We start from the raw sequence: 24,085 nt of genomic DNA, 5'->3' as shown, positions 1-24,085 counted from the left end.
CGCCGCAATCGCCAGGGGTCCCGGACGCCGAAACCCGTGGCCGGCCAGAATCCCTACAGCGGTGGCAGAGAGTTACGACCGCCAGCATGATGGGTTCATGACAACCACATCTGAGGACAGCAATATCGCTGGACTCGTCACCAGCGGCCAGACCGCGCCCACCGGTGCGGGGGCCGGCCCCAAGCGCCAGCATTCCGCCTTGAGTTCGCCGACCACCAGTTCGTCGGCCGGGATGCCGCAGAACGCGTTCCCGCCTATCGGCGACTACGCGTTCTTGTCGGACTGCGAATGCAACTGCCTGATCGCGCGCAACGGCTCGGTGGAATGGATGTGTGTCCCCCGCCCCGACTCCCCCAGCGTCTTCGGTGCCGTCCTGGACCGTAGCGCCGGCCACTTCCGACTCGCGCCCTACGGAGTCAACGTCCCGGTCGACCGTCGCTACCTGCCCGGCAGCCTGATGGTCGAGACCACGTGGCAGACCGATACCGGATGGCTCATCGTCCGCGATGCGCTGGTGATGGGCCAGTGGCACGACAACGAAGCCCGGTCCCGCACTCACAAACGCACCCCGACCGACTGGGATGCCAAGCACGTTCTCCTCCGCACCGTTCGCTGTGTGAACGGCACCGTGGAACTGGCGATGGCCTGTGAGCCGGCGTTCGACTATCACCGGGGCGGCACCAAGTGGGAGTACTCCGGTCCGGCGTACGGCGAGGCGATCGCCACCGCCACCGGTGTCGAAGGTGATGTCCAGTCGCTGAAGCTGACCACGAGCCTCAAGCTCGGACTCGAGGGACGTGAAGCCCGGGCCCGTACCCGCATGGTGGAGGGCGACAACCACTTCGTCGCCATGAGCTGGGGCAGCCAGCCACCCCCGCAGGATTGGGCCGAAGCCGCCCAGATGATGTGGGAGACCTCCGAGAGCTGGCGCCAGTGGATCAACGTGGGCACATTCCCCGACCACCCATGGCGGAACTACCTGCAGCGCAGCGCCCTCACCCTCAAAGGGTTGACCTACTCACCCACCGGCGCCCTGCTCGCGGCGGCGACCACGTCGCTACCGGAAACCCCTCAGGGTGAACGCAATTGGGACTACCGCTACGCATGGGTCCGCGACTCCACCTTCGCCTTGTGGGGCCTGTACACCCTGGGCCTCGACCGCGAGGCCAGCGACTTCTTCTCCTTCATCGCCGATGTCTCCGGCGCCACCAATGGTGAGCACCATCCGTTGCAGGTGATGTACGGCGTCGGCGGCGAGCGGACTCTCGAAGAAGCCGAGCTCAATCATCTCTCCGGCTATGACGGCGCGCGTCCGGTCCGGATCGGCAACGGCGCCTACAACCAGAGCCAGCACGACATCTGGGGCACCATGCTCGACTCGGTGTACCTCAACACCAAGGCCACCGAAACGGTGTCCGAAACGTTGTGGCCGGTGCTCAAAGCCCAGGTCGAAGAGGCGGTCAAACACTGGCGCAAACCCGACCGCGGTATCTGGGAGGTCCGCGGCGAACCACAGCACTTCACCTCGTCGAAGGTGATGTGCTGGATCGCACTGGACCGCGGGGCCAAACTCGCGGCCATCCACGGCGAGAAGTCGTACGCGAAGACGTGGACGGAGATCGCCGACGAGATCAAGGCCGACATCCTCGAGTTCGGTGTCAACGAACGGGGCATTTTCACCCAGCGCTACGGCCACGACGCGCTCGACGCCTCGCTGCTGCTGGTTCCGCTGCTGCGGTTCCTGCCGTCGGATGATCCCCGGGTACGCAACACGGTGATCGCGATCGCCGACGAACTCAGCGAGAACGGGCTGGTCCTGCGCTATCGCGTCGAAGAGACCGACGACGGGCTGTCCGGCGAAGAGGGTTCGTTCACGATCTGTTCGTTCTGGCTGGTGTCGGCGCTCGTGGAGATCGGCGAACTGCCACGGGCGAAGACCCTGTGCGAGCGGTTGCTGAACTACGCCAGCCCGCTCAAGCTCTACGCCGAAGAGATCGAGCCGCACACCGGCCGGCATCTGGGCAACTTCCCACAGGCCTTCACACATCTGGCACTGATCAATGCCGTGATGCACGTGATCCGGGCCGAAGAAGCGTTGGGCCACAACACCTTCATCCCCGCCAACTGATCGCGGCCTGGCAGGCCCACCCCGACCGCCGGCGCACCACCGGCCCCCAAACGAGCCGGAAATACGAAGACGAGCCACTTGTAAGTGGCTCGTCGTCGTATAGGTGGATCGTTTGCGGGAAGGGGGGGTCAGGCGGGAAGCAACCCGCGCCTACGCAGGAGCGGCTCGATCTCGGCCGGACGACCCAACAGTGCCTGATGGGCCGTGATCGGATCAACGCTGTCGCCGAGGGACAGCGTGTTCGCCACGAAGCCGGCCCCCAGGACCGGCGACAGTCCACCGCCGGCGAGGAACCACTGCTCGGTCTCGGCGTCGAGTACCTCGGACCAGATGTAGGAGTAATAGCCGGCCGAGTAACCCCCACCGAAGATGTGATTGAAGTACGGGCTGCGATACCGAGGCGGGATCAATTCGGACGACGCACCCGCCTTCACCAACGCGGCCTTCTCGAAGGTTTCCACGTCGGTGATCTCGTCTTCAACAGTGACGCGGTGCCAGGCCATGTCGAGGACCGCGGCTGCCAGGTATTCGATTGTGCCGTGAGCTGATTCGACATCGGCGTTGGCGCGGGCCGCCTGCGCCAGTTCGGCGGGAATCGGTGCGCCGGTCTGGTAATGCTTCGCGTAGTTGTCGAGCACCTTCGGATGCAATGCCCACATCTCGTTGACCTGGGAGGGGAACTCCACGAAGTCGCGCGGCACCGACGTCCCCGACTGCGAGGGGTATTTGACCGCCGACAGCAACCCGTGCAGCGCATGCCCGAACTCGTGGAACAGGGTTGTCAGCTGATCCATCGTCAGCAAACAGGGTTGTCCCGCTTCAGGTTTGGTGAGATTGAGGACATTGACCACCACCGGTTTCTTGTCGAGCAGGAAGCTCTGGTCGACGAAGTTGTTCATCCAGGCCCCACCGCGCTTGCTGGGCCGGGCGTAGAAGTCACCGAGGAACAGCCCCACCGACCCGTTTGTCTCGTCGAGCACCTGCCACACGCGCACGTCGGGGTGATAGACCGGCACGTCCGTGAGCTCCCGGAACCTCAGCCCGTAGAGCTGGCCGGCCGCGTAGAACACGCCCTTGGTGAGAACCGAATTGAGCTCCAGATAGTCGGAGAACGTGTCCAGGGGCACGGCGGACCGCTCCTGCTCGGCCTGCGCCAGCCGATAGGTGAGGTCTGCCGCACCGATGTCGGTGCCGTTGTCGGCGGCGAGGCCGGTCAGCTCCCGTCCGCCGGCCCGCATGGCGGAAGCCACCAAATCTGACAGCAGATCCTCGACGGCCTCCGGACTCGGAGCGGTCTCTTCGGCGATCACGAACTCCGCGTGATCGCGGTATCCGAGCATCCGCGCCCGCTCGGCCCGCAATCGCACGATCTCGAGGACGATCTCGCGGGTGTCGTTGGGACCACCCTGGGAGCAGCGGTTGACGGACGCATCGAACACCCGTCGCCGCGTTTCCGAATCCTCCAGGGAGGCAACGGTCGACTGGCTCGACGGCAGTTCGATGGCAAGCAGATATCCCGACGGGTGGCCGGCCTCCTTGGCTGCCCGCCGCGCCGCGGCGATCTGTCCGTCGGACAAGCCCGCGAGCTTGTCGGCCGAATCGACGAGAACCGCCGCTTCGTTGCTGCCGTCGAGAACGCGTTGCCCGAACTCGGTGGTCAGGGTCGCGAGCCGCTCCGAGATCTCACGCATCCGCGGCTGCTGCTCGGTATCGAGGCCGGCACCGGCCCGGATCGCCTCCCGATGCCGCTTCTCGAGGAGGCGCAACGACGGTTCGTCCAGATCCAGCGTGTCGCGGGACTCGAAGAGCTGGTTGATCCGCGCGAACAGACCCGGGTGCAGCGCAATGGTGTTCGCGTGAGCGGTCAGCTTGGGCGCGAGTTCCCTGGAGATCTCGTTGCGCCGCGGATTGGTGTCGGCGCCGGAGAGGTTGAAGAAGATCCCCGCCGCAGTGGCCAGCGCCTGACCACTGCGTTCGAGTTCCTCGACCGTGTTGGCGAACGTCGGCTCGGCCTTGACCGCGGCAATCTTCTCGACCTCGCGCAGATGCTCGGCCATCGCCTCGTCGAAAGCAGGCAGGAAGTCGTCGTCGCTGATCGACGGAAAGTCGGGCAGGCCGTGCAGGTGCGTACTCGGAACCAGGACAGGATTCGATGCCATGAGCCGATCCTAGTGTCGCGGGCCGCGGTGCCGGCGCGACACGAGCGTGCGCTACTTGCCTTTCGGCTTGTCGCCCGACGCATCCGACGACAGCGCAGCCACAAATGCCTCTTGCGGCACCTCGACGCGACCGATCGTCTTCATGCGCTTCTTGCCCTCTTTCTGCTTTTCGAGGAGCTTGCGCTTACGGCTGATGTCACCGCCGTAGCACTTGGCGAGCACGTCCTTGCGGATCGCCCGGATGTTCTCACGAGCAATGATCTTCGACCCGATGGCCGCCTGGATCGGCACCTCGAACTGCTGACGCGGGATCAGTTCTTTGAGCTTGGTTGTCATCTTGGTCGCATAGGCGGCGGCGCCGTCCTTGTGAACGATTGCGCTGAACGCGTCGACCGCTTCACCCTGCAGCAGGATGTCGACCTTGACCAGGCTCGAGACCTGCTCGCCGGCCTCCTCGTAGTCGAGGCTGGCGTAGCCACGGGTCCGCGACTTGAGGGAGTCGAAGAAGTCGAAGATGATCTCCGCCATCGGCAGCGTGTAGCGCAGCTCGACGCGGGTTTCCGACAGGTAGTCCATGCCGCCGAGCTCACCGCGCCGCTGCTGGCACAGTTCCATGATGGAGCCGACGAACTCGCTCGGCGCGATCACCGTCGTCTTGACGATGGGCTCGTAGATGTTGCGGGCCTTGCCATCTGGCCAGTCCGACGGGTTTGTGACGACGTGTTCGCTGCCGTCTTCCATCTCGACGCGGTAGACCACGTTGGGCGCGGTCGAGATCAGGTTCAGGCCGAACTCACGCTCGAGGCGTTCGCGGCTGATCTCCATGTGCAGCAGTCCGAGGAAGCCACAGCGGAAACCGAAGCCCAGTGCCACCGAGGTCTCCGGTTCATAGGCCAGCGCGGCGTCGTTCAGCTGCAGCTTGTCGAGCGCCTCACGCAGGACCGGATAGTCCGATCCGTCGACCGGATACAGGCCCGAGTAGACCATCGGACGGGGCTCGCGGTAACCGGTGAGGGGTTCGGTGGCGCCGTTGCGGGCGACCGTGATCGTGTCACCGACCTTCGACTGACGAACGTCCTTCACCCCGGTGATGAGGTACCCGACCTCGCCGACACCGAGCCCCTTCGAGGGCTTCGGGTCGGGTGAGACGATGCCGACCTCCAGCAGTTCGTGCTGCGTGCCCGTGGACATCATCTTGATCTTCTCGCGGGGCACGATCTTGCCGTCGACGACGCGCACGTAGGTGACCACACCGCGGTAGGTGTCGTAGACGGAGTCGAAGATCATCGCCCGGGCCGGGGCATCCGAATCGCCGACGGGCGCCGGGATCAGCTTGACGACCTCGTCGAGCAACTCGGTGACGCCGACGCCGGTCTTACCCGAGACCCGCAACACGTCGTCGGGATCGCAGCCGATGATGTGCGCGATCTCCGCCGCGTAGCGATCCGGGTCGGCGGCCGGCAGGTCGATCTTGTTCAGCACCGGGATGATGGTCAGGTCTTTGTCGAGCGCCAGATAGAGGTTGGCCAGCGTCTGCGCTTCGATGCCCTGAGCCGCGTCGACGAGCAGCACCGCACCTTCACAGGCCTCCAGCGCCCTCGACACCTCATAGGTGAAGTCGACGTGGCCGGGGGTGTCGATCAGGTGCATCACATAGTCGGTGCCGTCGACGTTCCACGGCAGCCGCACGTTCTGCGCCTTGATGGTGATGCCGCGTTCGCGTTCGATGTCCATCCGGTCGAGATACTGCGCGCGCATGTCGCGACCCTCGACCACTCCGGTGACCTGCAACATCCGGTCGGCAAGCGTCGACTTGCCGTGATCGATATGCGCGATGATGCAGAAGTTCCTGATCTTGGCGGGATCAGTGAACGTGGTGTCGGAAAGCCTGGGAATTGAACTCACTCCTTGGGTGACGCGGTGACGCGGTGACGCTGGTCGAGCTTCGCCTGACCGAGCTCTGTCGGCGCTTGGCCGACGCATGACCTCCAGTTTCTCATGCGCCCGCCGCGGGACCGGCATTGGTTGCGTCACGCAGCGGCTAGCGTGAGTTCATGACTGTCATCGACTGGGATTCCGACGGTGTCGTGGGGGCGCTGCACCGGCCGCCGGGTACCGCTGTCGCGGTCGTGGTCCTCGCGCACGGCGCCGGCGGAAACCACAACTCGCCGATGCTGCGCGCGGTGGCCGAACTGCTCTTCGAGCGCGATGTCGCGGTCGCCCGGATCGACCTTCCCTACCGACAGAAGCGACCCAAAGGCCCACCGAGCCCGTCCGGTGCTGCCGCCGATCGCGCCGGGATCGTCGCGGCGTGTGCCGCATTTCGCGGTGAATCCGACGGTGCCCTGATCGTCGGTGGCCATTCCTACGGCGGACGTCAGGCCTCGATGGCGGTGGCCGAGGACCCATCGATCGCCGACGGGCTGCTGCTGACGTCGTACCCGCTGCATCCACCCGGCAAGCCGGACCGTCTCCGCACCGAACACCTGCCATCGATCACCCGGCCGGTTCTGGTTGTCCACGGCGCGAGCGATCCATTCGGCACCACCGACGAACTGAGCGCCGCACTCGACCTGATCCCCGCCCCCACCCGGCTCATCGACCTGCCCAAGGTGGGGCACGATCTCAAACCCGACCGCTCCGGAGCCCCCCAACTCGCCGCAGACGCCGTGTTCGACTTCTTCGCGATCACCGACGATGAATAGGCTGAGTCGATGGCAGGAAAATTCAGTCAGCTCGCGATGTCCCTTGTCCGGGAACACGGACCGAAGCTACTCCGCGAACTGACCAAGTCCTCAAGTACCAAGCCCTCAAGTACCAAGCCCTCGAGTACCAAGCCCGCGAGCAACAGGCCGGCGGGCAAGAGGCCCGCGGGAGGCCCGACTCCGACGCGCCCCAGCGGACAACGTGCCCGGAAGCTCGAGTACTCCCCCGAGCCGGACGGCAAAGCCGATCCGGGCGAGATCGTGTGGACCTGGGTCGAGTTCGAGGAGGACCCCGATCAGGGCAAGGACCGGCCGGTGCTGGTCGTCGGCCGCGACGACACCACCCTGCTCGGGCTGATGCTCTCGAGCAGGCAACACCATCGTGACGACAACAACTGGGTCAGCATCGGTTCGGGCTCATGGGACCGTGAGCATCGCGAGAGCTTCATCCGCCTCGACCGCATCCTCGACATCGCCGAGAGCGGCATCCGCCGCGAAGGCGCGATCGTTCCCCGCGCCCAGTTCGATCAGGTGGCCGCGGTCCTGCGCAGCAGATACGGCTGGCACTGACGGCAGCAACCATTGAAGGCAGCAGCCCGGAAACTGTCGAATAGCGGTGCGGCAAGGGAAAATACCCCTCGGCGCGCCCCGGTATTCGACAGTTTTCAGGGGCCTGCGGGTTCGAGGCGCTACCGATCAGTCAGGACAGCGGAGCCTGGGTCCAGCTGTTCACGAACTCCAGACCGCAACGCACGAACAGCTGACTGACCGGGCACCGTCGTTCGGTGTCCGACACGAATTCGGCGAACTGCTCCAGCGTCGCATCCGACTCGACCCGCCACACCGCACCCGGTGGCGGTCACGACAAAGGGAACGACGGATGTTTTTGCTGCAGCAATTATTCCACCACCGTCACACGACTTCGCGCGACGGCACAGACCAAACCACAGTGTGAACCAAACCCGGTGTGACAGTGGACCGCGTCAGAGTGGAACGCGAGGCGGGCGCGCGGGCAGTCAGGCGAGCCGGGTGATCTCGACCTTGACCTCGAGGTCCTTCGCGCCGGCACCGGTGTAGATGCCCTTGAGTGGTGTCACGTCGGAATAGTCGCGACCGACCCCGACCGACACGTGGCGCTCGGTGATCGACACATCGTTGGTCGGATCGTAGCCCCACCATCCGCCAGTCCAGGACTCGATCCAGGCGTGGCTCTGACCTTCCACGGTGCGGTTGATCGTCGCCTTGCGGTTCGGGTGCAGGTAACCGGAGACGTATCGCGACGGGATGCCCAGACTGCGCAACATCACCAGACACAGATGCGCGTAGTCCTGACAGACACCCTTCTTTTCCTTCCAGGCGTCGACAGCCGAGGTGTGAACCCCGGTGGTGCCCGGCACGTATTCCATTTCGGCATGGACCCACTGGCACACCGCGAGCACGGCTTCCTGCGGAGTCAGTCCCTTGGTGAGGCGCTTGGCTATCTGCGCCAATTGCCGGCTCCCCGGCACATAGGTGGTGTTGCTGAGCACCTCGTCGTACCGGTCGACCACACCGTAGGAGTGCAACTGCTCCCAACCGAGTTGGTCTTCCTCACCCGGCATTTCGTCGGGCTCGGTCTCGACCACCGACATCCCCGACACCTCCAGCTCCTCGTGTGGGGCGTGGAGGTCGAACGCGGTGACCGCGGTCCCCCAGTAGTCGGTGTAACGGTATGAGCGGGTGGCCGGAATCGTCTCGACGCGGTTGATGATCACGTTCTGACGAGTGTCGCTCCGAGGCGTGAGCCGGGCCTCGTTGTACGACGACGTGACCGGGGCATTGTAGGCAAAACCCGTCGAATGCACTACCCGCAGACGCCAGCTCACAGTTCACTCTCCTCGATGAATCGGTTGACCGAATCGCTGGCCGACACCCCGGCCCACGCGACGTAGGGCGATACGTGGAAGTACTGCGCCGTCACGGCCTCACTCACTTCCCGGCACGTTTCCTGCAGATCCACCAGTCGAGGTTGCAGGTCTTCCAGCAACACCCCTGGGCGCATGAACTCGAGGCCGCTGCGAGCGCGGCCGAGCAGTCGCTCCGCCTCCGCCCGTGCGCCGACGCGGCTCGGGCGGTTGTCGAGATGGAGCAACTGCTGCTCCGCGAGATTGATCGCGTGGAAAACCGATCGCGGGAAGAGCCGGTCCAGCAACATGAACTCGACCACACGCGTGGCATCGAGCGCACCGCGATACGTCCGCAGGTACGTGTCATGCGCACCCGCCGAACGCAACACGGTCACCCATGCCGGTGAGCCCGACCGGTCCCCGGCTCGCGACAACAGCATTCGCACTGTCATGTCCACCCGCTCCACCGAGCGCCCCAGCAACAGATAGCGATATCCGTCGTCGTGGCTCAGTGTCGCGTCGGCAAGTCCAGCGAACATCGCGGCCCGGTTCTTCACGTACGAAAGGAACTCGTACGGGCCCAGTTTGCGTGAGGCACGCTCGGCATCACCGAGTCCGTTGTACGTGGTGTTGAGGCATTCCCACATCTCGCTGGACGTGACTTCCCTTGCACCCCTGGCATTCTCACGAGCCTGACCGACGCTGTCGACGATCGATCCGGGCAGGGTCTTCGCGTACGCCACGCGTTCGGTCAGCGACCACGCATCGAGCAACTCGCGCTTGGGCGGCAACTCCATCCCGAGAACCTGCAATACGAGCCGGCAACGGGCATCCGGATTGACGGTGGTGTCCTCGAGGAGCTGATGAACAGCGACGTCGAGGATCCGCGCGGTGTCGTCGGCTCGCTCGACGTAGCGGCCGATCCAGTAGAGGGACTCTGCATTTCGGGCGAGCATCATCTGCGATCACCACCCTGTCGTTTGTCCTGGCGTCGTTTGTCCTGGCGTCGTTTGTCCTGGTGTTGCTTTACCTGCTGCTGTTGTTCCTGCTGTTGCTGTTGCTGGTGCTCCTGCTGTGACGCTATGTCCGGCCCCTGTTCCGTCGGCGTACTCGGCGCCGAACCCGACGTGCTGACGAGTTCGTCGCCGGCCAATTCGCGCTCTTCGGCAGACGTGCGTGAGGCGAGCACCCAGGTGTCCTTGGAACCGCCGCCCTGACTGGAGTTGACCACCAGTGACCCTTCCGGCAAGGCAACCCGGGTCAGACCTCCGGGCAACACCCACACCGATTCGCCGTCGTTCACAGCGAACGGCCGCAGATCCACATGTCGCGGCGCCAGTTGTCCACCGATCTTTGTGGGCACCGTCGAGAGTTGGACCACCGGCTGCGCGATCCAGCCACGCGGATCCTGCCGAACCTTGCGGGCCAGTACATTCAGCTCGTCGGCCGTGGCATCCGGTCCGAACACGATGCCGTAACCACCCGATCCCTCAACAGGTTTGACAACCAATTCGTCGATGCGGTCGAGGACCTCTTCACACTCGTCTTCGAGCCAGCAGCGGAACGTGTCGACGTTGCCCAGACTCGGCTTCTCGCCGAGGTAGTACTCGATGATCTCCGGAACGTAGGTGTAGGTGAGTTTGTCATCGCCCACCCCGTTGCCGACGGCGCTGGAGATGACCACGTTGCCGGCCCGCGCCGCGTTCAGCAGTCCGGCCACGCCGAGCATCGAGTCGGGGCGGAACTGCATGGGATCGAGGAAGTCGTCGTCGATGCGGCGATAGATGACGTCGACGCGCTGTTCACCCTCGGTGGTGCGCATATAGACAACATTGTCGCGGCAGAACAGGTCTCTACCTTCGACGAGTTCGACGCCCATCTGGCGAGCGAGCAGCGAGTGCTCGAAGTATGCCGAGTTGGCCACACCCGGGGTGAGGACCACAACGTTCGGGTCGGCCTCGTTGAACGCCGCCGACGCACGCAGGGCACGCAGCAGGTGCGACGAGTAGTCGCCGACCGCGCGGACCCGGTGGGAGGCGAAGAGGTCGGGGAACACCCGGGCCATCGTCCGACGGTTCTCCATCACATACGACACACCTGACGGCGACCGCAGATTGTCCTCCAGTACCCGGAAGTCACCGTGCTCGTCGCGGATCAGGTCGATGCCGGCCACGTGGATACGCACACCGTTGGGTGGTCGGATGCCCATCGCCTGACGATGGAAGTGCTCGCAGGAGGTGATGAGCCTTTTCGGCACCACCCCGTCCCGGAGGATGGCCTGGTCACCGTAGATGTCGTCGAGGAACATCTCCAGCGCCTTGACGCGTTGGGTGATGCCGCGCTCGAGCTTTGCCCACTCCCCGGCTGAGATGACCCGCGGAACCACGTCGAGCGGGAAGGGACGCTCCTGACCCGAGTGCGAGAACGTGATGCCCTGGTCGATGAACGCCCTGCCGAGTGCGTCGACCCGGGTCTCCAGATCAGCGCCGTCGTAGCTGCCGAGAGCTTTGTGAATACCTTTGTACGGTCCACGGACCTCGGCGCTGTCGGAGCCGTCGAACATCTCGTCGAAGGCTCCGCCGTACGGCCCCGCTCCATATCCTTCGAAGATCCCCGCGGTGTCGCTCGCCGGCTTTGCCGCTGCGGGGCCGGTCTTCTTCGTGGCCGGTTTCTCGCGCGCGGTGCCGGTGCCGGCGACCTTTGCAGCCTTCTTCTTCACCGGCGGGGTGTCGCCTGCCACGTTGGTTCCGGTGCCCCGAGAAGTGCCCGCGCGCTTTGAACCTGCTGCTGTCGCCGCCATCATGTGACATATGGTGCCGCAAGTGACGAGTATCGGCAGACCTCAGCGCAGTATTGCCCGTCGCGATCGGACAATTTGGGTGGCAGTCCCGCGGCTGGTAACGTGGCTCGCTGGTGCTGACACCGAAAACAACAATCTTTTGAGCTAAGGAAAATACACGCGTGGCAAACATCAAGTCTCAGATCAAGCGGAACAAGACCAACGAAGCTGCACGACTGCGTAACCAGTCGACCAAGTCGGCCTTGCGTACCGCGATCCGTTCATTCCGCGAGGCCGTTGCGTCCGGCGAGAAGGACAAGGCTTCTGAGCTCCTCGTCAGCACCGGCAAGAAGCTGGACAAGGCTGCCACCAAGGGTGTCATCCACACGAACCAGGCCGCCAACAAGAAGTCGGCAATGGCATTGGCGCTGAACAAGCTCTGATTGTCCCCGCCCTTCACCGGGCGCGATAACTTCAGCTAGACGCGATAACCCCTGGCGGCTCCCACGCAGTCGCCGGGGTTTTTGTCGTGTGCAGAGGAGTTCGGTGCCAGGCGCCGACCCCCTGGGTGTTCAGAGCCGTGCGCTCAAAGCAATGGGTTCAGAGCCGTGGGTTCAGCGGCGTGCGTTCAGAGCCCGTGACTCGCGTCGGCCGCAGGCGTACGTCAGCGACGCGGCGAAGGACGTAGGTCGGCGATGGCGGCCACGGCCCGCTGGAGACTGAAGTCGGCGTCGGCGGCCTGGCCCTTGACGTCACCGTTCAACGTCGCGACCACTGACATCGCGGTCGCGATCGACGGCGGATCCCACCCGATCGCCTGAGCCTGAACACGCTTGGCCCGACTCGGCGACATCCCCAGCTCCGAAGCGATGGCCTGGGGATTGGGTTTCCCCATGCCGTACACCCGCGCGATCCCGTGAATGGATTCACCGAGGGCATCGGCCACCAGAACATGGGGAACACCATGATGGTGTGCCCACTGCAAGGCCTCGAGGGCTCCGGCCCGATCGCCGCCGACGGCAAGGTCTGCAACGTCGAATCCCTTGATCTCCGGCCTCCCGGAGTAATAGCGCGTGACCGCCTCGACCGTGACCTTGCCACCCGTATCGGCGACCAGCTGCGCGCATGCCGCCGACAGATCACGAAGGTTGGCGCGCACCGACTCCACGAGTTTGTCGACCACGTTCCGGCCTGCCTTGACGCCCAGTCGCGCGAACTCGGCGCGCACGAATGTGCCCATCTCCCATGGCGGCAACTTGGCGCAGTCGTGGACCTCTGCGCCCGACTTACGCAGCGCCGCAACCATCGACTTCGCTCGACCACCACCGGAATGGCACACCACGAGTGTCACGCCGTCCGGCGGATTCTCTGCCACCTCGGTGACCAACTTCGCCGGTTCCTTACCGGCCTCACCCGCCGCATCCAGCACGATGATCCGGTCTTCGGCGAACAGCGAAGGACTGAGCAGCTCAGCCAGTTCGGGCGCCGTGGCATCACCGGCGCGCAACCGCGTGATCGGGATGTCCTCGGGGTTGTCGACCGCACCACGAACCTCGGCAATCACCGCGGATGTCGCCCGTTCGGCAAGAAACTCTTCATCACCGAGGATCAGGTGCACGCTGTTCACACGCCTCATCGTGCCAGACCCGGCCGACAGCGTTTCCATTCGCGCTCCCGGTCGCTCTTCACTGTCACCACAAGGACAGCGTTGCGAACGGAACGCGGCTGAGTTTGTCCGCGACCACCACCATCCACCACAGTTCCGGGCCGGTGAAACGGGCCAGCACCACCGCCACCGGCGGACACACCAAGGCCACGACGGCGGCGGTACCCAGGACGGTGATCGGCGCGACCACCAGCGCGACCGCGAGATTGGCGACGATCGCCACCACGCTGATCTGACCGCTGAACAGCAGGACAGCCGGCGTGGTCACCACCTGCGCCACCACCGCCACCGCGAGCAGCTCGGCCACACCCGCCGGAACACGGCGAGCCCGAAGCCATTGCGCGACAACCGGTGCGATCACGATGAGGCCCGCAGTGGCGATCACCGAGAGGATGAATCCCGGCTGCACCGCAAACGCCGGCCAGATCATCAGCAACGCCATGATCGCCGCGCACAGCGCCGGCATCGCCTGCGAACGCCGACGCATCAGCAGCGCTGACAATCCCACCCCGCCCATGACAGCCGCCCGCACGACACTCGGACTCGGCCGCACCAGGATCACGAACACCACGATGGCAATGGCGGTGAGCGCCACCGCAACACGTGGTCCGGCGCCACCGCAGCGCAGCATCAGAAGCAAGACGCCGATGATGATCGCGAAGTTCGCGCCCGAGACCGCGGTCAGGTGCGTCAGCCCGCAGGCGCGGAAGTCGTCCTTCAGATCCTCGTTCAGTGCTGAGGTGTCCCCCAGCACCAGACCCGGCAACAGCCCCCACTCCGGCTCTCCCAACGCCTGCGACGACACCTGGAGAAACTGTGCCCGCACCGTGCCCGCCCACCGCTGATAGACCGGTGGACCGCGCACCACCTTCGGCGTGCCCGACGTGGTGAGTGTCGCAACCGTGAGATCGGGCCTGAGTGGTTCGGACACAGTGAACACCGCAGAGACCTGTTGCCCCGGAATCAAGTCCAGCCAGCCGTCCATCGGGGCCAGCACCGTGGCAGCGGCTTCCGGAACGGCATCGCCTCGTATTCTCGCGACAGACACCGCCACCACGACCCGACTGGTGCGGGCAACGATCTTCGGGTCGTCGGCAATCCGAACCGTGATGGTGGCCTTGGTTCCCTGAGCGTCTCCACCGGCCAGCGGGTTCGACGCGATGTGATGCTGCCGCACAACCATCGCCCAGCCGAATCCGGCCAGGGTGCCTGACAGGCCGATCAGCATCGGCAACAACGTCATTCGCGATCCCCGCATCAACACGACGATCAAGATCATGGTACTCACTGATGCCGTGCCGGCAGCCGCGCCCGCGACCGGGATCGAGCTGAGTACGCCGAGTGTTGTGATGAGCCAGCTTCCGACCGCTGCCGGTACCAACCGCATGTCCAGCCGGGTCCGCTCCCGCACGACCGACGCGACCGGACCGGTCACACCGTCACCTTGCCGCGGAGTTTCTCCAGACGGCCCGGACCGATCCCGTCGACCTCCGCGAGCTGATCAACAGATGCGAAGTTCCCGTTGGCCTGCCGCCACGCGATGATCGCAGCCGCGGTCACCGGACCCACCCCGGGCAAGGCATCCAGTTCGGCGTCGGTGGCCGTGTTGAGATTCACCAGTCCCCCGGCCGCCGGCTGAGTTCCGGACGGGGTTCCCGGCGCCGTTGATCCCGGTGGCGCGGCGCTCGCGGTTGCACCGGCGCCATCAACCGGGACCACAGCACTACGCATCTGGACACCACCCGCCGGATCCGCGAAGCCCACCAGAATCTGATCGCCATCACGCAACGGCTGAGCCATGTTCAGCGACAACAGGTCTGCCCCGTTCCTGGCACCACCGGCCTTCTCGATCGCATCGGCCACCCGAGACTGCGGAACCAGCCGGACAAGACCCGGCCGGTGCACCAGACCCACCACGCTCACCACGAGTTCGGCTGGAGGCTCGGCTTGGGGCTCGGCAGGAGCCGGGGCACTCGCACTCGGCGCGGCCATCCCTGCGGTGGTTGGGAAGTTCACCGGGACCTCCGATCCGGTGTCACCACTGGCGAACGCCGTATAGAGGGCGATGGCGGTGCCGCAGAGTCCGACCGCCACCAGGGCGATCGCCGCGGCGGGCGTGGATCGCCATCGGCGCCGCAACGGCCCGTCGGATGCCGGGTCAACGGATTCCGGATCATCGATGTCGTCAGACCAGCGACGTCTATGAGGCTCGTCGTCGCCGTCGGCAGTGAGATCGCTGACTTCGCGGTCAGGCTCGTGTGATTGGTGGCCGTGCAGCCACTGCGCCGAGCCCAGCCAATCGGGCGCAACTGGATCCGGGTCTGTTGCAGGCGCCCACGGAGAATCGTCCTGCGCCAGGCCCGGCGGTGCCCAAACAGACTGTTCCCCTGCACACTGGGCCGGTTCGGCCGGCGGCACAGGTGAATCCGGGCCCATCAGGCGATCGAGGTTGCTTCCCATGGCAGAACCGTAGACACGGACCAGGTCCGTTCGCCCCGGAAAAGCGGCGGCACGACCGACCCTGTGGGTTCAGAGGCGAACTGTGGACAACCTCAGCAACAGACACCAAACGCTCCGCTTCTGCGAGGACGCTCCACATATTTGTGGAGCGTCCTCGCACATGTGGAGCGTTTGCGAAAACGGAACGGGGACAAGCTCAGGTGAGATCGATCGGGTCAAGTGAGGTCGTCACCGCGATGCCCACAGCGCCGGTACCCACGTGCCGTGACAACACCGGACCGAAATCGGACTGCACCAGCGAGGTGATCGTCAGTTTCGACTGCAGCGCCTCGATGATCTGCTCCGCGAGATCCGGTGCCTCGCAATGCTGTACACCGAGCGTCACCGGTCGTTGGTCGGCTATCTCGATGCCGGATTCGATGAGCTTGGCGATGGCCTTGGATGTGGTGCGCTGTTTGTCCTTGAGCGCCAACGTGCCGTCGACCACCCTGAGGATCGGTTTGATGGCCAACGCCGAAGCAAAGAATCGGGTGGCAACACCGATGCGACCACTCGACCGCAGATTCTCCAGTTGTTGCACACACAGCAGGCATTCGGTCGTCGATCCGACTCGTATCGCAGCCTCGTACACCCGATCCACATCGGCTCCGGATTCCGCGTGCTGCGCCGCCGCGAGGGCGGCGAAGCCGACACCGAGCCCTACGGTCCGTGAGTCGACCACCCGGATCTGACCCGGGAACTTCTCGGCCACCACCCGCGCGGTGCCCCACGTCCCGCTGAACCGCCGCGACAGATGGACCGCCACGACACCGTCGCCCGCGCTCTCCTCGACGGCGCGCTCGTACACGGCCTCGAGGTCTGCGGGTGTCACACCCGACGTCGTGGTTTGCGAGTTGTTGTAGATGTCCGGACCGATCTCGTCGACGTCCTCGCGCAGATCCAGGTCGCCCGACAGGACATGCAGCGGCACCTGCGTGATGCGGTACCGCTCACGCAGCGCATCAGGCAGGCGCGCCGAGGAATCGGTCACGACGACAACGGTCACAGGGCCACGGTAGTCGTCGGGGCATCAGGAGTTGTCGAGGCACCGGGAGTCGTCAGGGCGTGTGACACCGCCGAGCGGACGAGATCGGCCACCTCGCGATGACATCCGAAGCCCCAGTGGATGCCGTCCGGGTTGCCTTCACCGCGATCGAAGTGTGCGGCGGTCGGCGGCATGAGGTCGACAAGAGGAACATTCGCCGACTGCGCCCACGTCGTCATCGCCGCCACTGTCTGCGGCCGGCCCTTGTGGACGTTGCCGTAGTACGGACTCCGATGCGTCGACGGCAGGCAGGCCACCACCGGCAGATCGGGGCGGATGGCGATGAGGGCCTCGTGGATCTTGCCGAGGTAGTCCGCCGTCAGCGCCGGCGGCAGCGCCAGCGGCCATCCGGTGCGGGCCAGCCGAGGCTGGAGCCAGCCGTAGCCGTCGCGCACATACTGACGAAGCCGCGGGGGTCGCACATAACGGATCTGCTCGCGCAAGGCAGTCGGCAGTGGAGACGGCAGCGAATCCATCCCGCCGAAAGCGAAGACCACGGCGCTCGCCCGCGGGACGGCGGCCCAGATGTTCGGATCCTGGGTCAGCGCCCACCACACGTCGCGGCTGGTCCAGCCGATCCGCCCGAACAGCTCGAGCTCCAGACCCAGCTCCTGCGCGGCAAGTGTCGGCCAGATCCGCGGATCGTTGGCAGGCAGACCGCCCTTGGGGCCGTAGTAGGCCAACGAATCCGAGAGCACCAGAAGACTGCCTCGCGCGGGCTGTGCGGTGCTCATTGCACCGTGCTCACTGGACGGCCAGGTCGGAAACCTCGGCGGACGCGTTCCACACGTCGAGCCGCCACGTGGTGTCGTCGTCCTCACCGTGCCCGCTGAGCTGAACCCAGCTGGTGTTGGCAAGGCCACCGAACAGGGGCCAGTGACTCAGCGGGAGATCCAGCAGCCCGGCGGTCAGGGCTGCGATCGCCCCGCCATGCGCGACCAGGACAACCGGCGCGTCGGGACTGTCGCCGCGACCCCAATCACCGAGTTCGGCAACGAGCTCTTCCACCAGAGGCATACTCCGGCGGGCCACGTCCACGCGGCTTTCCCCGCCCGGTGGTGTCCAGGTGGCGTCGTCCCGCCAGATCCGTCGGGCACCGGGGAGCTGCGCATCCACCTCTTGATGGGTCAAGCCCTGCCAGTCGCCGAGATGGGTTTCGCGTAGCCGCTCGTCCAGACCGACCTCGAGGCCTACCTGTTCGGCCAGCGCCGCCGCGGTGTCCTTCGCCCGCCGCAGGTCCGACGAGATGATCAGACGCGGTTCACGAGTCGCGAGCACCTTCGCCGCCGCCGCGGCCTGCCGGACACCGAGTTCGGACAGATCGGTGTCGAGCTGACCCTGCATCCGGCTGGTGGCGTTGTATTCGGTCTGGCCGTGCCGCAACAGCACGAGCCGGCGCACAACTGGCGTCATCCGCTCGACGCTGGAGTCGTGGCCATCCGGTCGCAACAACTCACTCATCGTCCGAACTCTCGGCTTCTTCGTCACCGCCGGTCGCGATCACTGGGGTGTCGAGACCGGGGACGTCGATCACCGGGCAGTCTTTCCACAGACGCTCGAGGGCGTAGAACTCGCGCTCCTCTTCATGCAGGACGTGGATGACGACGTCGACGTAGTCGAGCAGTGTCCAGCGCCCCTCGCGAGCACCTTCACGACGGACCGGCTTGTGACCGGCCTCGCGCAGCTTGTCCTCGACCTCGTCGACGATGGAGCTGACCTGACGTTCGTTGTCGGCCGATGCGATGACAAAGCAGTCGGTGATGACCAGCTGTTCGGAAACATCGAGAACGATCACATTGGCGGCCAGTTTGTCGGCGGCCGCATGGGCGGCGACGGTGGCCATGGCGACCGCCTCGGGTGACGCTGTCACAGAGTGCCTTTCGATTGGTAGAGCTTTCGCTTACTGATGTACTGCACCACTCCGTCCGGTACCAGGTACCAAACCGGGCGGCCGGCCGCCGCACGCTTGCGGCAGTCGGTCGACGAAATCGCCAACGCCGGTATCTCCATCAGATGAAGGGTATCGGGAGGAAGCTTCTGCAGATGCCTGTCCAGATGCGCGGCGCCGAGTTCATAGCCGGGGCGCGAAACCCCGACGAAGTTGGACAACTCGAACAGCACTTCCCAGTCCTGCCAGGACAAGATCGATGCCAGCGCGTCCGCACCGGTGATGAAGTACAGCTCCGCATCCGGGTTCAGTCGCCGGAGATCACGCAGTGTGTCAACCGTGTAGGTGTCACCTTCGCGGTCGATGTCCACCCGGCTGACCGAGAACCGAGGATTGGACGCCGTGGCGATCACGGTCATCAGGTAGCGATCCTCGGGCGGGCTGACCCCGGCGGCGACATCCTGGAATTTCTGCCAGGGCCGTCCGGTGGGGACGAAGATGACCTCGTCGAGTCCATAGCGGTCCGCGACCTCGCTCGCAGCGACCAGATGGCCGTTGTGAACGGGGTCGAAGGTACCGCCCATCACACCGATCTTCCGGCCTGTGGAGGCACGAGGGATGGGTGTCGGTTCGGGCATGAGGATTGAGTCTACTGACCAGCTCAAACGGGCAGGAGGTTGGCGATCACCTTGGCGAGTTGAGAGGCGTTTCGGCATTCGTGCATGTCGATGACATCGGAGTAGGTTCCGGCGATCGAATCCCCCGAATCCCAGTTGACCGCGGCCTCCGGATTGAGCCAATACGCATGCCGTGTGCTGTCGACCATCCTGGTCAGTGCATCGAGCTTCGGGTCTCGATAGTTGTTGCGGCCGTCCCCCAGGATGAGCAGCGCACCACGGCGGGTCAGCGCGTCCAGATGCTCGCTGGCAAAGCCGTCGAACGCATGGCCGTAATCGGAGTGACCGTCCCGGGTGATCAGCCGCGCGTCGGCGATCATGTCGTGGATCGCGGCCGAGAAGTCGAGGTCGGGGCCGTCGAAGAAGTCGGTCACCTCGTCGACGGTGTCGACGAATGCAAAGATCCGGACCTTCGAAAACTGTTGCCGCAGAGCATAAACCAGTTGCAGGGTGAACTGCGAGAAGCCAGCCACCGAGCCCGACACATCGCAGAGCACCACCAGTTCAGGGCGCCCGGGATGTGGCTTGCGACGGACGAGATCGATCGGGACACCGCCGGTCGACATCGACGCCCGCAACGTCTTGCGGACATCGATGGAACCGCGGTGAGCACGTCGCCTACGGATCTCCAGCCGCGAGGCGAGGAGCCGGGCGAGCGGCGCGACCGTGCGTTTGACCTCGGCCATGTCGGCGGTTCCGGCGGACAGGAAGTTCACGCGCTCGGGAAGGTTCGGCACCCCATACTGCGATACCCGTTCGCGTCCGTTGCGCTCGGCCATCCGCCGCTTGGTCTCGTTGTCGATCAGCGTCCGGAACTGTTTCACCCGGTCGGCCGCGGCCTTCCGGAAAACAGGGTCCTGGCCGCCTGCGTCATTGCCGGCACCGACGGCCATCGCCGCGGCGATCCGCGCGATCAACGTCTGCGGGTCAACAGCCGACATAGCCTGATACGTGGAGTACGCCGAATCCCGGGTCGACTGGTATCTGCCCATCTCCGCGACAACCATCGCGGCGAACCGGGCCAATTCGGCCTCCGATTCCGGAGAATCGTCGGCCAGGAGCTGCGCGAGGCGGTCGCGCACGGCTTCCCTGTCGATCTTGCCGTCCGCGTCCCGGGTGAAAGCAACGTCGACGTCACCGCTGCGGTCGCCTGCGCCCAAGGGGAACCACAGATTGAAGACCGAGTCGAACACCTTGCGGTGTCCGTTGTCGTGGAGCAGCGTGCAGGCCATCCCCTCGCGGAAGCTCTCGCGGTCGAGGAGATCGAGCACCGCGGTGGCCTGCCCGGCATCGATCAGGTTCGCCGGCCCGACCACTATCCCGCGCGCCCGGAGGTCGTCGACGAACCCGGTGAGTTGGGTGATGAAGGGGGCAGTCACAGCGGGGGTGGTCGCAGGAGGGATGGTCACGGCGCGCTCAGTTCAGCTTCAGTTCCTTGAGGGCCGTGGCCACGTCCGGACGGTGCTTGAGGACGACGCCCAGCGTCTTGGCGATGATCCCGTTGTCGATCTCCGAGCCCGGCTTCTCGCCGACACCCAGTGCCAGCAACGTGTTGGCCCAGTCGATCGTCTCGGCCACCGACGGCTTCTTACGGATGTCGAGGGTCCGCAGGACACCGATGATTCGGACAAGTTCCTTCGCCACCGACTCGGCGAGTTGAGGCACCCGGCTGGCCAGGATCTCGCGCTCGCGCGCAGCGTCGGGGAAGTCGATGAACAGGTACAGACAGCGTCGCTTGAGCGCCTCGGACAGCTCGCGGGTCGCGTTGGACGTCAGCAGGACGATCGGGCGTCGTGCAGCGGTGACCGTGCCCATCTCCGGGATGGTGATCGCGAAGTCGCTGAGCACCTCGAGGAGCAGACCTTCGATGTCGACGTCGGCCTTGTCGACCTCGTCGATCAGCAACACGGTCGGCCCGGGCTGGGAAATGGCCTTCAGCAGAGGTCGCGGAAGCAGGAACTCGTCGGAGAAGATGTCGGCCTTGGTCTCGTCCCAACCGCGCTGACCGGTCGCCTGGATCGCCAGGATCTGCTTGGCGTGGTTCCACTCGTAGAGCGCGCGCGCTTCGTCGATGCCCTCGTAGCACTGCAGTCGCACGAGGTCGGCGTTCGTGGACTGCGCGATCGCACGGGCCAACTCGGTTTTACCGACACCGGCGGGACCTTCGACGAGCAGCGGCTTACCCAGCCTGTCGGCCAGGAACACCGACGTCGAGGTTGCCTCGTCGGCCAGATAGCCGACGCGGGCGAGCGTCTCGCGTACGGCGGGCACGTCGGTGAAGCTGGGCTCTACGGCCATCGTGTTGCTCCTAAGGATGGGGGTCTGGCGCGAGGATGTGGTGGGGGGGGCTAGCGGGGTCGGGTCTGGCCGTTGCCCCAGGCGATCCACTTGGTGGATGTCAGTTCCGGCAGTCCCATCGGTCCGCGCGCGTGCAGCTTCTGCGTGGAGATGCCGATCTCGGCACCGAACCCGAACTGTTCGCCGTCGGTGAATGCGGTGGAGGCGTTCACCATGACGGCTGCGGCATCAACCCGCTGGGTGAACTCGGTGGCCGCGGCGAGGTCTGCGGTGACGATCGCCTCGGTGTGGCTGGTGCCGTAGTGATCGATGTGGTCGATGGCTTCGTCGATCCCGGCGACGATCTTCACCGCGATGTCGAGGGTCAGGTATTCATCTGCCCAATCGGCTTCGGTGGCCGGGACCATTCCCGGCTCGTCACCGTGGATGACCACGCCGGCGCTCTGCAATACCTGGGTCAGTCGGGGCAGTGCGGTGTCGGCGATCGCCTGATCGATGAGGATGGTCTCTGCCGTGTTGCAGACGCTGGGCCGGCGGGTCTTGGAGTTGACCACCAGGTCCTCGGCCATGTCGAGATCGGCTGCCGAATGAATGTAGATGTGGCAGTTGCCGGTTCCGGTCTCGATGGTCGGCACCGTCGCGTTCTCGACGACGGCCTTGATCAGGCCGGCGCCGCCACGTGGGATCACCACGTCGACAAGCCCGCGGGCGCGGATCAGGTGAGTGACACTGGACCGGTCGTCCGACGGGAGCAACTGCACCGCGTCAGCCGGGAGCCCGGATGCGGTCAACGTCTCGCGCAGGATCCGGACGAGTTCGGCATTGGAGCTCGCCGCCGACGACGAGCCGCGCAGCAGCGCCACATTGCCCGATTTGAGGGCGATGCCAAAGGCGTCGACGGTGACGTTGGGACGGGCCTCGTAGACCATGCCCACCACGCCGAGCGGTACCCGCACCTGCCGCAGCTGCATGCCATTGGGCAACGTCTTGCCGGCGATCACGTCGCCGATCGGGTCCGGGAGCCCGGCAACCTGACGCAGTCCGCTGGCGATGCCGTCTATGCGGTCGGCCGTCAGCCGCAGCCGATCGATCAGGCTCGCCTCGGTTCCCGAGGCCTCGGCCCGCGCGACGTCTTCGGCGTTGGCGGCGAGAATCGCATCGGCCTGTGTCAACAAGGCCTCGGCGGCGTCGTGCAGGACCCGGTTCTTCTGATCGGTGGTCAGGCCCGCGAGCACGCGCGATGCGGCTTTGGCTGCGGCCGCCTGGGCGCGCACAATCTGTTCGACATCGGCCGGAGTCGTGGTGGTGGCACTCATCTACCCAGAATAGGTGGTGATGAGATCGGCATTCTCCCCGACCGACGCACCACCGCCCATCACCTTTGTTTCATCACTCCGCGTTTCATCACTCCGCGTTTCATCACTCTGCGTCGAATGACCCGTGCCGGCCTGCTCCCCCGGTGAACCTGGTCGCACCGTCGATCGTGTCGGACGCCAGAGACGTCAACCCGTGGACGTATTCGTTGAGGATCGCGTCCTCCTCGTACAACCCCTCCTGCTCGAGCAACGACAGCCGGTCTTGTCGCATGCAGGTCTGCGGAAACGCAGCCAGTTCGTGGGCGAGTTTCATCGCCGCCGGCACCGCTTCGCCGGGTGGCACGACCCGATTGACCAGTCCCATCTGACCGGCTTCGTCCGCTGATACCGCGCGGCCGGTGAGAACCAGGTCCATGGCGCGTGAGGTCCCGATCAACTGCGGTAAGCGCACGGTGCCGCCATCGATGAGCGGCACACCCCAGCGGCGGCAGAACACTCCGAGAACGGCTCCTTCCTCGGCGACACGGAGATCTGCCCACGTCGCGAGCTCCAGGCCGCCGGCCACCGCATGACCGGCGATGGCGGCAATGACCGGCTTGGACAACCGCATTCGGGTCGGCCCCATCGGACCATCACCATCGCCTGATATCCGGTTCACATTGCGACCCGCTGCCACCGCCTTGAGATCAGCACCGGCACAGAAGGTTCCGCCCTCGCCGTACAGGACTGCAACCGCGGCCTCCGGATCGTCGTCGAATGCGCGGAAGGCATCAGCCAACTCTTGCGCGGTCAGACCGTCGACAGCGTTTCGCACCTCGGGCCGGTTGATACTGATCACGGTGACCGGACCGTCCCGTTCCACGTTCACCAAAGCCGGTGTCATCTACGCCACCTCCTCAGGTCGGCTTCCTCCCCCGAATCTAGCTCGCCGCACCATCTGCGGGCAGGCGTTTTCGTGCACTGGGCTCGCCCTGCGCGCGTTCGTCGGGTAGGGCCGTCGAGCAGGAAATCGGGTTGAAACGGAGGCATCGCCCGCTGA

Annotated in this window: 22 protein-coding genes; 4 read left to right on the top strand and 18 right to left on the bottom strand. The window is 65.3% G+C overall.

Annotated features, from left to right (window positions below; all coding sequences use genetic code 11):
- Positions 1-97 precede the first annotated feature (97 nt).
- Complete coding sequence (locus VIQ49_RS26840; protein ID WP_414731726.1) at positions 98-2,128, top strand: glycoside hydrolase family 15 protein; 2,031 nt, start codon at positions 98-100, stop codon at positions 2,126-2,128.
- Between the two features lie 128 nt (positions 2,129-2,256).
- On the opposite strand, the gene VIQ49_RS26835 is transcribed toward VIQ49_RS26840, so the two are convergent.
- Positions 2,257-4,287, bottom strand: coding sequence for a M3 family metallopeptidase (locus tag VIQ49_RS26835; protein WP_331889855.1), 2,031 nt, complete (start codon positions 4,285-4,287; stop codon positions 2,257-2,259).
- Positions 4,288-4,338: 51 nt separating this feature from the next.
- On the bottom strand, positions 4,339-6,270 hold the full coding sequence (gene lepA / locus VIQ49_RS26830; protein ID WP_331889853.1) for a translation elongation factor 4: 1,932 nt from the start codon (positions 6,268-6,270) through the stop codon (positions 4,339-4,341).
- Positions 6,271-6,341: 71 nt separating this feature from the next.
- Here lepA and VIQ49_RS26825 point away from each other — a divergent pair, with 71 nt between their 5' ends.
- Both VIQ49_RS26825 and VIQ49_RS26820 read left to right on the top strand, forming a co-directional pair.
- Positions 6,342-6,992, top strand: coding sequence for an alpha/beta fold hydrolase (locus VIQ49_RS26825; protein ID WP_331889851.1), 651 nt, complete (start codon positions 6,342-6,344; stop codon positions 6,990-6,992).
- 9 nt (positions 6,993-7,001) lie between these two features.
- Entirely contained in the window at positions 7,002-7,562 is a 561-nt protein-coding gene (locus tag VIQ49_RS26820) for a type II toxin-antitoxin system PemK/MazF family toxin (protein WP_331889849.1), read from the top strand.
- A gap of 130 nt (positions 7,563-7,692) precedes the next feature.
- On the opposite strand, the gene VIQ49_RS26815 is transcribed toward VIQ49_RS26820, so the two are convergent.
- The 4 genes from VIQ49_RS26815 to VIQ49_RS26800 all read right to left on the bottom strand — a co-directional run bounded on the left by VIQ49_RS26815 (position 7,693) and on the right by VIQ49_RS26800 (position 11,681).
- Positions 7,693-7,836 carry a hypothetical protein gene (locus tag VIQ49_RS26815; protein ID WP_331889847.1) on the bottom strand — a complete coding sequence of 48 codons (144 nt, stop codon included), beginning with the start codon at positions 7,834-7,836 and terminating at the stop codon, positions 7,693-7,695.
- Between the two features lie 172 nt (positions 7,837-8,008).
- Positions 8,009-8,857: a transglutaminase family protein gene (locus VIQ49_RS26810; RefSeq protein ID WP_331889845.1), complete on the bottom strand. Its 849-nt coding sequence runs from the start codon at positions 8,855-8,857 to the stop codon at positions 8,009-8,011.
- On the bottom strand, positions 8,854-9,834 hold the full coding sequence (locus VIQ49_RS26805) for an alpha-E domain-containing protein (RefSeq protein ID WP_331889881.1): 981 nt from the start codon (positions 9,832-9,834) through the stop codon (positions 8,854-8,856). The genes VIQ49_RS26810 and VIQ49_RS26805 overlap by 4 nt, the downstream gene beginning before the upstream one ends.
- The gene (locus VIQ49_RS26800) at positions 9,834-11,681 is read right to left on the bottom strand and encodes a circularly permuted type 2 ATP-grasp protein (RefSeq protein ID WP_331889843.1); all 1,848 of its coding nucleotides are present in this window, start codon (positions 11,679-11,681) and stop codon (positions 9,834-9,836) included. The genes VIQ49_RS26805 and VIQ49_RS26800 overlap by 1 nt, the downstream gene beginning before the upstream one ends.
- A 158-nt stretch (positions 11,682-11,839) precedes the next feature.
- On the opposite strand from VIQ49_RS26800, the gene rpsT reads away from it, so the two are divergent.
- Positions 11,840-12,100, top strand: a complete 261-nt coding sequence (rpsT, locus tag VIQ49_RS26795; protein WP_331889841.1) for a 30S ribosomal protein S20 — start codon at positions 11,840-11,842, stop codon at positions 12,098-12,100.
- Between the two features lie 221 nt (positions 12,101-12,321).
- Here the strand turns inward: rpsT and holA are convergent, their stop codons facing one another.
- The 12 genes from holA to VIQ49_RS26735 all read right to left on the bottom strand — a co-directional run bounded on the left by holA (position 12,322) and on the right by VIQ49_RS26735 (position 23,929).
- The gene (gene holA / locus VIQ49_RS26790) at positions 12,322-13,293 is read right to left on the bottom strand and encodes a DNA polymerase III subunit delta (protein WP_331889879.1); all 972 of its coding nucleotides are present in this window, start codon (positions 13,291-13,293) and stop codon (positions 12,322-12,324) included.
- 55 nt (positions 13,294-13,348) lie between these two features.
- Positions 13,349-14,758 carry a ComEC/Rec2 family competence protein gene (locus VIQ49_RS26785; protein WP_331889839.1) on the bottom strand — a complete coding sequence of 470 codons (1,410 nt, stop codon included), beginning with the start codon at positions 14,756-14,758 and terminating at the stop codon, positions 13,349-13,351.
- Complete coding sequence (locus tag VIQ49_RS26780; protein ID WP_331889837.1) at positions 14,755-15,783, bottom strand: ComEA family DNA-binding protein; 1,029 nt, start codon at positions 15,781-15,783, stop codon at positions 14,755-14,757. Before VIQ49_RS26780 ends, VIQ49_RS26785 begins: the two co-directional genes overlap by 4 nt.
- Before the next feature lie 196 nt (positions 15,784-15,979).
- Positions 15,980-16,828, bottom strand: coding sequence for a DegV family protein (locus VIQ49_RS26775; RefSeq protein ID WP_331889835.1), 849 nt, complete (start codon positions 16,826-16,828; stop codon positions 15,980-15,982).
- Positions 16,825-17,601 (bottom strand): diglucosylglycerate octanoyltransferase, encoded by a 777-nt coding sequence (octT, locus tag VIQ49_RS26770; protein ID WP_331889833.1) that lies wholly within the window; start codon positions 17,599-17,601, stop codon positions 16,825-16,827. The genes VIQ49_RS26775 and octT overlap by 4 nt, the downstream gene beginning before the upstream one ends.
- 10 nt (positions 17,602-17,611) lie before the next feature.
- Positions 17,612-18,328 (bottom strand): histidine phosphatase family protein, encoded by a 717-nt coding sequence (locus tag VIQ49_RS26765; RefSeq protein WP_331889831.1) that lies wholly within the window; start codon positions 18,326-18,328, stop codon positions 17,612-17,614.
- The gene (rsfS, locus tag VIQ49_RS26760; RefSeq protein WP_331889829.1) at positions 18,321-18,737 is read right to left on the bottom strand and encodes a ribosome silencing factor; all 417 of its coding nucleotides are present in this window, start codon (positions 18,735-18,737) and stop codon (positions 18,321-18,323) included. Before rsfS ends, VIQ49_RS26765 begins: the two co-directional genes overlap by 8 nt.
- Positions 18,734-19,393, bottom strand: coding sequence for a nicotinate-nucleotide adenylyltransferase (gene nadD / locus VIQ49_RS26755; protein ID WP_331889827.1), 660 nt, complete (start codon positions 19,391-19,393; stop codon positions 18,734-18,736). The genes rsfS and nadD overlap by 4 nt, the downstream gene beginning before the upstream one ends.
- Before the next feature lie 23 nt (positions 19,394-19,416).
- Positions 19,417-20,811 carry a vWA domain-containing protein gene (locus VIQ49_RS26750; RefSeq protein ID WP_331889877.1) on the bottom strand — a complete coding sequence of 465 codons (1,395 nt, stop codon included), beginning with the start codon at positions 20,809-20,811 and terminating at the stop codon, positions 19,417-19,419.
- Positions 20,812-20,848: 37 nt separating this feature from the next.
- Positions 20,849-21,730 carry a MoxR family ATPase gene (locus tag VIQ49_RS26745; RefSeq protein WP_331889825.1) on the bottom strand — a complete coding sequence of 294 codons (882 nt, stop codon included), beginning with the start codon at positions 21,728-21,730 and terminating at the stop codon, positions 20,849-20,851.
- Positions 21,731-21,780: 50 nt separating this feature from the next.
- Entirely contained in the window at positions 21,781-23,046 is a 1,266-nt protein-coding gene (locus tag VIQ49_RS26740) for a glutamate-5-semialdehyde dehydrogenase (RefSeq protein ID WP_331889823.1), read from the bottom strand.
- Positions 23,047-23,149: 103 nt separating this feature from the next.
- Positions 23,150-23,929: a crotonase/enoyl-CoA hydratase family protein gene (locus tag VIQ49_RS26735; protein WP_331889821.1), complete on the bottom strand. Its 780-nt coding sequence runs from the start codon at positions 23,927-23,929 to the stop codon at positions 23,150-23,152.
- Between the last annotated feature and the right edge of the window lie 156 nt (positions 23,930-24,085).

It is taken from the genome of Williamsia sp. (assembly GCF_036566845.1).
Lineage (GTDB): Bacteria > Actinomycetota > Actinomycetes > Mycobacteriales > Mycobacteriaceae > Williamsia.
This window is presented reverse-complemented; position numbering and strand designations above follow the sequence as displayed.

Excerpts from the sequence above, each read along its gene's own strand:
- VIQ49_RS26840 (WP_414731726.1), top strand. The coding sequence starts at position 98 with ATGACAACCACATCTGAGGACAGCAATATCGCTGGACTCGTCACCAGC.
- VIQ49_RS26835 (WP_331889855.1), bottom strand. The coding sequence starts at position 4,287 with ATGGCATCGAATCCTGTCCTGGTTCCGAGTACGCACCTGCACGGCCTG.
- lepA (WP_331889853.1), bottom strand. The coding sequence starts at position 6,270 with ATGCGTCGGCCAAGCGCCGACAGAGCTCGGTCAGGCGAAGCTCGACCA.
- VIQ49_RS26825 (WP_331889851.1), top strand. The coding sequence starts at position 6,342 with ATGACTGTCATCGACTGGGATTCCGACGGTGTCGTGGGGGCGCTGCAC.
- VIQ49_RS26820 (WP_331889849.1), top strand. The coding sequence starts at position 7,002 with ATGGCAGGAAAATTCAGTCAGCTCGCGATGTCCCTTGTCCGGGAACAC.
- VIQ49_RS26805 (WP_331889881.1), bottom strand. The coding sequence starts at position 9,834 with ATGCTCGCCCGAAATGCAGAGTCCCTCTACTGGATCGGCCGCTACGTC.
- VIQ49_RS26800 (WP_331889843.1), bottom strand. The coding sequence starts at position 11,681 with ATGATGGCGGCGACAGCAGCAGGTTCAAAGCGCGCGGGCACTTCTCGG.
- holA (WP_331889879.1), bottom strand. The coding sequence starts at position 13,293 with ATGAGGCGTGTGAACAGCGTGCACCTGATCCTCGGTGATGAAGAGTTT.
- VIQ49_RS26780 (WP_331889837.1), bottom strand. The coding sequence starts at position 15,783 with ATGGGAAGCAACCTCGATCGCCTGATGGGCCCGGATTCACCTGTGCCG.
- octT (WP_331889833.1), bottom strand. The coding sequence starts at position 17,601 with ATGAGCACCGCACAGCCCGCGCGAGGCAGTCTTCTGGTGCTCTCGGAT.
- VIQ49_RS26765 (WP_331889831.1), bottom strand. The coding sequence starts at position 18,328 with ATGAGTGAGTTGTTGCGACCGGATGGCCACGACTCCAGCGTCGAGCGG.
- nadD (WP_331889827.1), bottom strand. The coding sequence starts at position 19,393 with ATGCCCGAACCGACACCCATCCCTCGTGCCTCCACAGGCCGGAAGATC.
- VIQ49_RS26745 (WP_331889825.1), bottom strand. The coding sequence starts at position 21,730 with ATGGCCGTAGAGCCCAGCTTCACCGACGTGCCCGCCGTACGCGAGACG.
- VIQ49_RS26740 (WP_331889823.1), bottom strand. The coding sequence starts at position 23,046 with ATGAGTGCCACCACCACGACTCCGGCCGATGTCGAACAGATTGTGCGC.
- VIQ49_RS26735 (WP_331889821.1), bottom strand. The coding sequence starts at position 23,929 with ATGACACCGGCTTTGGTGAACGTGGAACGGGACGGTCCGGTCACCGTG.